The organism is Pedobacter sp. 01T416_2, assembly GCF_056398925.1.
Genome location: NZ_JBFTQI010000216.1, coordinates 1 through 7942 on the forward strand (window position 1 = coordinate 1; position 7942 = coordinate 7942).

General features: G+C 40.7%; 7 protein-coding genes. All 7 read left to right on the forward strand.

The window, feature by feature from the left end:
* Window positions 1-99 precede the first annotated feature (99 nt).
* The 7 genes from AC1DPQ_RS11150 to AC1DPQ_RS11180 all read left to right on the forward strand — a co-directional run bounded on the left by AC1DPQ_RS11150 (window position 100) and on the right by AC1DPQ_RS11180 (window position 7825).
* Entirely contained in the window at window positions 100-342 is a 243-nt protein-coding gene (locus AC1DPQ_RS11150) for a hypothetical protein (protein WP_477585143.1), read from the forward strand.
* A 3-nt stretch (window positions 343-345) separates the two neighbouring features.
* Window positions 346-603: a hypothetical protein gene (locus tag AC1DPQ_RS11155; RefSeq protein ID WP_477585144.1), complete on the forward strand. Its 258-nt coding sequence runs from the start codon at window positions 346-348 to the stop codon at window positions 601-603.
* 867 nt (window positions 604-1470) lie between these two features.
* Window positions 1471-2961 carry a hypothetical protein gene (locus tag AC1DPQ_RS11160; RefSeq protein WP_477609288.1) on the forward strand — a complete coding sequence of 497 codons (1491 nt, stop codon included), beginning with the start codon at window positions 1471-1473 and terminating at the stop codon, window positions 2959-2961.
* A 74-nt stretch (window positions 2962-3035) separates the two neighbouring features.
* Complete coding sequence (locus AC1DPQ_RS11165; RefSeq protein WP_477586135.1) at window positions 3036-3974, forward strand: hypothetical protein; 939 nt, start codon at window positions 3036-3038, stop codon at window positions 3972-3974.
* Window positions 3964-5193, forward strand: coding sequence for a hypothetical protein (locus tag AC1DPQ_RS11170; protein WP_477609290.1), 1230 nt, complete (start codon window positions 3964-3966; stop codon window positions 5191-5193). Before AC1DPQ_RS11165 ends, AC1DPQ_RS11170 begins: the two co-directional genes overlap by 11 nt.
* Before the next feature lie 20 nt (window positions 5194-5213).
* Complete coding sequence (locus tag AC1DPQ_RS11175; RefSeq protein ID WP_477578233.1) at window positions 5214-6779, forward strand: hypothetical protein; 1566 nt, start codon at window positions 5214-5216, stop codon at window positions 6777-6779.
* Window positions 6780-6817: 38 nt separating this feature from the next.
* Window positions 6818-7825 carry a PorP/SprF family type IX secretion system membrane protein gene (locus tag AC1DPQ_RS11180; protein ID WP_477578235.1) on the forward strand — a complete coding sequence of 336 codons (1008 nt, stop codon included), beginning with the start codon at window positions 6818-6820 and terminating at the stop codon, window positions 7823-7825.
* The last annotated feature ends 117 nt before the right edge of the window (window positions 7826-7942 follow it).

Below are 7942 nucleotides of genomic sequence, written 5' to 3' on the forward strand. Positions count from 1 at the left end.
AGTCTTAGCAGCTAGGGCAGTGTTGGTGGCTGACTTGTGCTTTAAATTTTCTTAAGAGATTAATATATTTTTTGACTAAAGCACAAGTCGGGCCTTTGCTTGGGCCAGGGCGTTAAGACTTGCGCTAGATGGGGTAACTGGAAAGCTGGGTCGCTTGGCGATAATTTAAATACATTTAATAGCTTAGTAAATCAAGGGAAATCTCTTGAAGAGGCCGCTCTTGGCACTTTTACCGGTAAATTGGCTCAAAAAAATGGTTTTGGAAAAACTGTTATTGAAAATACCACTAAAGATGCAGGAGGCAATTATACCGGAGTTGATGTTGTATTTAAGAAAAAATAAAATATGGATGATTCAAGGTTTGATCAATTGGGCTTTTCAGGGTTTATTCATTTAGACCCAAAAAAAAGAGACGGTTTTTTAAGAAAGGTTTGGGTAGGTTTGTATAATGATAATATTATTACTTTTAATATTAAACTGATTCATGATCGTTGGGAATTGGAAAGAGTTGATTGTGATGTGCTTGACGATAGCTTGACTAATTTAATTTCAGATAAAAATAATATCGACAGGCTATTGAATTTCATTTCTGAGATACGATAGGCGTTAGGTTTCCTAGTGAGGGAAGTATAGGCCTATAACAGTCTCCTCTGCTAGTCCGAGCGGATTGCAGTTAGATAATTGTGCTGGTACGAGTTTTTAACTCGTACCAATATACAAAAGCCATAGTTCTAAAATCTAGAAAGTCGCAATCCTAAACTTTCATTATTTTCGAGACACAACAATCCATTTGAGGCGGGCTTTATAACAGAAGATTACCATTGGAAGTATAGTAGTGCAATAGATTTTTCTGGAGAAAGGGGTTTGTTAGAAATTGATATAATTTAAGTTAATTTGGATACGAGCTACAAGCTCGCACCAGCTTGGGGTTAGCTATTTAGTCATACCAGAAACTTAAGTGACATACATTTAAACCATCGCTATTCAACCACCCCAAAAGCTCCAAACTCTCCTAACTAAACCCGACAACAGCGGAAATCCTTTTTGTTGCCCCTTCGATCATCTCAGGGATAACGGCAACAAAAAGATTGAAGCGAATGGCGGGGCTGCACTACCCGAAAAACACGGAACGATTCGTTTCCAGATCCTTTTCAACATACCTTTTTTTAATATAAGAAAGATAAGTTTTCAGTTGGCACTTAACAGTTTTCAGTTAAATTAACAGTATCAGAAAYTTAAGGAGCATATATTTAAACCATCGCTATTCAGTCCATCTAYGCTATGAACCTAATAAATACACCAGCACATTTGGTCATTTACTTTAGGGTTTTCAACTATCAAAAACCGTGGTTTCGTCAATCACGGTTTTTTTTGCCGTTTTAAATGAGGATTTTAGATTGGCTCATTACGTTCATGGAGGAATAACTAACCTCGTTTAATTCCTTTGGGCCATTAGAACCAAACAACATTATGATGAAATTTTTAACACTTTTACTTTTTTTATCCATTCCAATTTTCCTATTGGCACAGAGCACCCAACCTAAAGACGATGCGGGCCAGATGGGTGGTAATTCCGGTTTTTATGAGACCTATAACCCTGTTAATTTTCCTAGCGGGGCAGGTGGATGGTGGCATTTACTTGATGTAAGGCATAGCAATGTTAACAATAACTTCGCCATGCAGTTTGCGGGTAGTTTTTTTGATCAGAACCTTTGGTTTAGAAAAACCAATAATGTGGCGAACACCGAATGGTCACGGGTTTTAACAGAAACCAATGGCAACCTCAATGGTAAAATCTACATCACTACTTCTGGGGGGCAGAATTTTTTTACAGGACACCAGGCTGGTAGTAGCTATGGTTTTCCTAGTGGGATTTTTAAAGCAATTACTGATAATCCTTATGGTCAGGCCAACGTCTTTTATGAAGGTGTTGCCGGCGGAGTAACGAATTTTACTGTTCGGGCCGATGGCCAGGGTTATTTTGCAGCTGGTTTGGGCGTTGGTACACAAAACCCTGCCTATAGGTTAACCGTTGCAGGTGGAGATGTTAAAGCATACAATTACGATAATCACTCTGGTATTTCTATCGGGGCTGAAGATTCTCAGCGGCCCAGAATTGGTTTCCATGTTTCGGATAATTCGAGGCGTTTTAAAATCGAACTTAATGATATCAATAGTCCTTATGAAAGATTAGGATTTTTTTCTCTGCTCGGAGGCGAAACACCTGAGCGGGAAATATTTACAATAAATAAGACAGGAAATGTAGGGATTGGAGAAATTGTACCACGGGGAATTTTGCATGTTAAGAGTAATGGTGCCTCCATTAATGGAGGGAACAATTTTCAATACAATGGAAACGGATTGATCGTGGAAGCAACAACTGGTGCAAGATCGGCTACAATGGGCGCCCAGATCGAATTCGTAATCCCGGCAAATGCCGGTGGAGATAACCCATGGGGGCAGGGAAGAATTATTACGGTTGCAGGAAATACCTATAGTGGTAACGCTGCAGGTAAGATGATTATAGGTACCCGGAGATCTTTCGATAAATTAAAAACAGGACCAGAGTGGTTTTATGGTGACGACATCGTGATTGATGAGTTAGGTAATATCGGAATGGGCACACTTACACCAAAAGAAAAGTTATCGGTTTTCGGCACGGTACGGGCAATGGAAGTAAAAGTGGAATCTACCGGATGGCCAGATTATGTTTTCGCAAAGGATTATAAAATTGGAACACTAAACGAACTGGAGGCTTATATCAAAACGAATAAACATTTACCAGAAATCCCTTCGGCAGAAGTTATCGAAAAAGAAGGTTTAGCATTGGGCGAAATGAATAAAAAGCTACTTAAGAGCCTTGAAGAACTTACCCTGCACGTAATAGAACAAAACAAACAGTTGATAAAACAGAATTTAAGGATTGCGGAGTTGGAAATGAAAATGGCTACGAAGCAATAATTTATTTCAGCTTCATTATCTATAAATAACCAACCCTGTCAAGTTATTTTGAATATCAACCAAATCAATTCGAGATGAAATTTTTTACACTTTTATTTTTTGCATTTATCCCATGTTTTCTTCTGGCGCAGACTACTCAAGTAAAGGATGATGCCGGTGAGATGGGTGGGACATCTGGCTTTTATCAAACGATTAATCCAGTGAATTTTCCTACAGGTGCATCTGGTTGGTGGCATTTGCTCGATGTAAGGCACAGTAATGTTAACAATAACTACGCAATGCAGCTTGCCGGTGGTTTTTTCGATCAAAATTTTTACCTACGTAAAACGAATAACAATGCACAACAACCATGGCAAAAAATTGTAACGGAGCGCGATGGTAGGGTTGGTGTTGGAACTCTTTACCCCCAAAGTACATTACATTTGTATCAAAGTAATGCAGATCAGCCCGGGCTAATTGTACAAGGCACTACCATTAGTACAGATAGACAACAACATTACGTAGCCATAACCTTAGATGGCGATTATGGTAATGCAACAGGTAATTATTCTCAGATTAGAAGCTATAGTAATTTATATGAATATTGGGGAAGCAGGTTGGCTTTCTTTACTACATCATCAAGCGCAGCCAATAGCCTTGTAGAAAGAATGCGCATCGATGCCAATGGAAATGTGGGTATTGGCATCATAGCACCAACTGAAAAGCTCACCGTTAACGGTAAAATTAAAGCCAACGAGATCAGGGTAGATGGAGCTGGTGCGCCTGATTATGTATTTGAGGAAGGATATGAAATTGGAACTTTGAAGGAAGTTGAAAGTTATATCAAAATCAACAAACACCTGCCCGAAGTGCCATCAGCAAAAGAGTTTGAGCGCGATGGCATGGCAGTTGGTGAGATGAACAAACTGTTATTGAAAAAGATCGAAGAGCTTACACTCCATGTAATCGAAATGAATAAAAGGGTGGAGAAATTAGAGACAGAAAACCAAAAACTTAAAAGGAATGGAAATTAAACGTATCTTATTAATTGCTTTATTGTTTTGCTGTGCAATTGGTTCATCTAGTGGACAGGCCATAAATATCACGAATGATCAATACCATCTTTATGGCCCAAATTCTACTTGGTCGCAGTACCTGCAGGTTGGTGGTAATGGGCAGGTAACCGATCATGCCTTTGTAGCCGTAACCAACGGGAATTTGCATTTAGATGCAAAAGCTGGTTTTTCTACTTATATTAATTATTATAGTAAGGGAAATACATATCTCAGTCCGCAGGGTGGAAGAGTGGGCATAGGCACTACCGATCCGGCTACAGCATTTGAGGTGCGACAGGCTACCAGCGGATGGACCATGAACAGCCGCGTTACTGCAGCATCTCCTGGAGAGATTAATGGCCTTAAATTCTACTCGGGCTATCTTGGTGAAGATAAATGGGCTGGTATCTCCAGTGTTACCGAGGATCTGCACAGTAATAGAACAGGTTTTTCTATTTATACCAATCAGAGCGAAAAACTGAGGATCTCGGCAGAAGGGAATGTGGGCATTAGCACAAGTGCACCTAGAGCAGTATTAGATGTAGCTAAGTATGTAGGTTTTGGTAGTCTTGGTATTGTACTATCTAGAATGGGAGAAGGAGACGAAAACGGAGATGGAACTTACTTGGGGGTAAAGGGGTACGAAACCCAATTTTCCACTTACAATGGGAAAACTTTTGCATTGGAACATAGCTTTTACGGGCAAACAAATAGCTCAGTAAGTTTTTACAGGGGCAGTAGCGAAATAGGTGGTTTTATGACTTTCAGTACCAATAACAATAAAGAACAGATGCGAATAGATTCTTGGGGCAATATTGGCATCGGCATTACCAACCCTACAGAAAGGTTAACCGTTAATGGTAAAATCAAAGCAAATGAGATTAGGGTTGATGGCCAAGGCGCACCTGATTATGTGTTTGAAGACGGTTATAAAATCGAGAGTTTAACGGAAGTTGAGAATTATATCAAAGTGAATAGACATCTGCCCGAAGTGCCTTCAGCAAAGGAATTTGACCGAGATGGAATAGCTGTAGGGGAAATGAATAAACTGTTATTGAAAAAGATAGAAGAGCTTACGCTTCATGTTATTGAACAGAATAAACAGTTAATAGAGCAGAACAAGAAAATAGATAACCAGAATTTAAAGATTATGAAGCTGGAAAAGAAGATGGATGGTAAAACCATCATGCACGAATAAACAACCCTAAATAGATATCAATGAAAAAGTATTATTTGATTATTTTATTGTTGTGTAACTTATTAACTGGCAAAATGCTTTTTGCGCAGAATTTAGGCGACAACCAGGGCGATTACCTGGAGATTGGTTCAAGAGCTGGTTTTACAAACAATGATTTTAAGAACAAGCTGTGGTTGTACCGATGGGTAAATGGTTCTGGCTGGACAAGCGCTGCCTTATTCGATGGAATAAGTATTGATGTTTCTTGTCTCATTCCCGGTGTTGATGCCCGTACCTGGTGGAAGCGAGATCCAGCTGGAGAGATCCAAAGTTGGGGAACCAGAAACGAGACTTACATGACCTTGAATGGCCCAAGACTTGGATTGGGCACTACTGATCCTAAAACCCTGCTCGATGTTCAATCCAATCAAAATGGTTGGATGATGAGCTCGAGGGTTACTGCGGCATCTCCAGGAGAGATTAATGGCTTTAAGCTCTATTCAGGTTATCTTGGTGAAGAAAAATGGGCAGGGATAGCCAGTGTTGCCGAGGATCTGCACAGTAATAGAACAGGTTTTTCCATTTATACCAATCAGAGCGAAAAATTGAGGGTCAATGCCGATGGTAAAGTAGGAATAGGAACCAGTCTGCCCGAATCAAAACTTCGTGTAGTTGGTGGTGGAGTAGTAATTGGCCGAAATGCAACCGGCAATGATACCGACGGAAATCTGAGTATAGGGGATATCAGTATGAACTCTAGCCCAAATCCTGGTACGTGGACGTATGGAACTAATATGTTAATATCAGGTCTTGATTTTACCACAATAGGTTTTCATGATGCTGGCCAACGGGTTGATTTTATAAGAAGCGGACAGGGAACTATTGAGTTGGGCTACGACGGTGGCTGGGGGCATGCCAATATTGGTTTTCCGAATGGAGTATGGAATGCAGCCGGTAATCTCGGAATAGGAACAATAGCGCCTAGCGCAACGTTGGAAGTTTTAGGYACTGCAAAATTTGGCGGCCATAATGCGAACCTTGATGTATCCGGAAATCCCGCCGCATATCAAAACTTAGCAGGCACTGGCAAAATGCTTATCGGTTGGAACAGAAGAGCTGGTGCAGGAGAAACAGATTTTATAGCGAATGAAGGCGCTGGCAGTGAAGGTGGATTTGCTTTTTATAGTTATAACAATGCCAGCCAGGAGAGGCAGCTGTTAAGAGTTTTAGGCAATGGAGATGTTGGGATCGGAACAAGTACGCCAACCGAAAGGCTCACCGTTAATGGTAAAATTAAAGCCAACGAGATCAGAGTAGATGGAAATGGTCAGCCAGATTATGTTTTCGAAGAAGGGTATAAAATTTCATCACTCAAAGAAACCGAGCAATATATTAAATTAAACAAACACCTGCCCGAAATTCCGTCGGCAGCAGATGCTGCCAAAAATGGGATAGCCCTTGGTGAGATGAATAAACTGCTTTTGAAAAAGATAGAGGAGCTTACCCTGCACCTGATTGAAAAGGATAAACAATATGGCGAATTGCTCAATGATGTAAAAAAGCAGGAGTTACGCCTTCGCCTATTAGAGAAAAAGCTAGACAAATAGTAACTTGGGTAGAACCAAATAGTAAATAAAAACCGGTAATGAAAAAGTGGCTCTTGTTATTAATATTGTGTGCAAATGTAAGGCTTTACGCACAGCAGCGGCCACAATATAGCCAATACCTGCTTAACAGTTACCTGTTAAACCCTGCGTTAAGTGGTATCGAAAATTATACCGATGTTAAGCTTGGTTACCGGCAACAGTGGGCAGGTTTGCAGGATGCACCAAAAACTGCTTTTGTATCTGCACATTGGGCCTTAGGTGATGAATATTTATGGGCCAACGCGCTTTCGTTTGAAGGCGATGGGAACGACCCACGCTCGAGAAGTTATACCCAAAACTATACCGCCTCGCCAGCGCACCATGGCCTGGGTTTTTTGGCCGTATCTGATAAAGCTGGTCAATTATCAACCACCACCTTTGATGTGAGTTATGCCTATCACATGCAATTGGGCAACAAGCTTAACCTCTCATTAGGTGTTGCCGGTGGATTAAGCCGTGTAGCAATAGATATTAATGCCCTTCTGCTCGAAAATCCCCGCGATCCAGCTTTAAACAATGCAGCTAATGCGCAGTTATTGCCCGATCTCTCTGTAGGCATGTGGCTTTACGGCGCTAATTTCTTTTCGGGGCTTTCCGTTCAGCAGATTTTGCCGCAAAAGCTAAGTTTTTCAGGTGATGAACAATACAATACCGGAAAACAGGTTGCACACGTATTTCTGAATAGCGGATATAAGTTTTACTTAGCCGAAGATTTAAATGTTACCCCTTCGGTATTATTTAAATACGTACCCCATGTTCCCCTATCGGTAGATGTTAATGTTAAAATGGGATTTAAAGACCGCATCTGGGTCGGTGCTGGGTATAGAAAACAGGATGCCCTGAACATGATGGCAGGGTTTAACATCAACCATCTTTTTAACCTCACCTATAGCTATGATGTAACAACTTCTACCCTAAACCAGGTAAGTAGGGGCAGCCATGAAGTTGTGCTTGGCCTGCTGCTTAATAATGTGTACAAAGTGGTGTGTCCACAGCGGCTATGGTAAGTTACCTGATCAGGGTAATCGACCCGGTAAAACGCACGTCTTTATTAAAAACATCTATTCCATTTAATACATAATAATAAGCGCCTACCGGTACAGGTTTATTGCGCCAGTTACCAT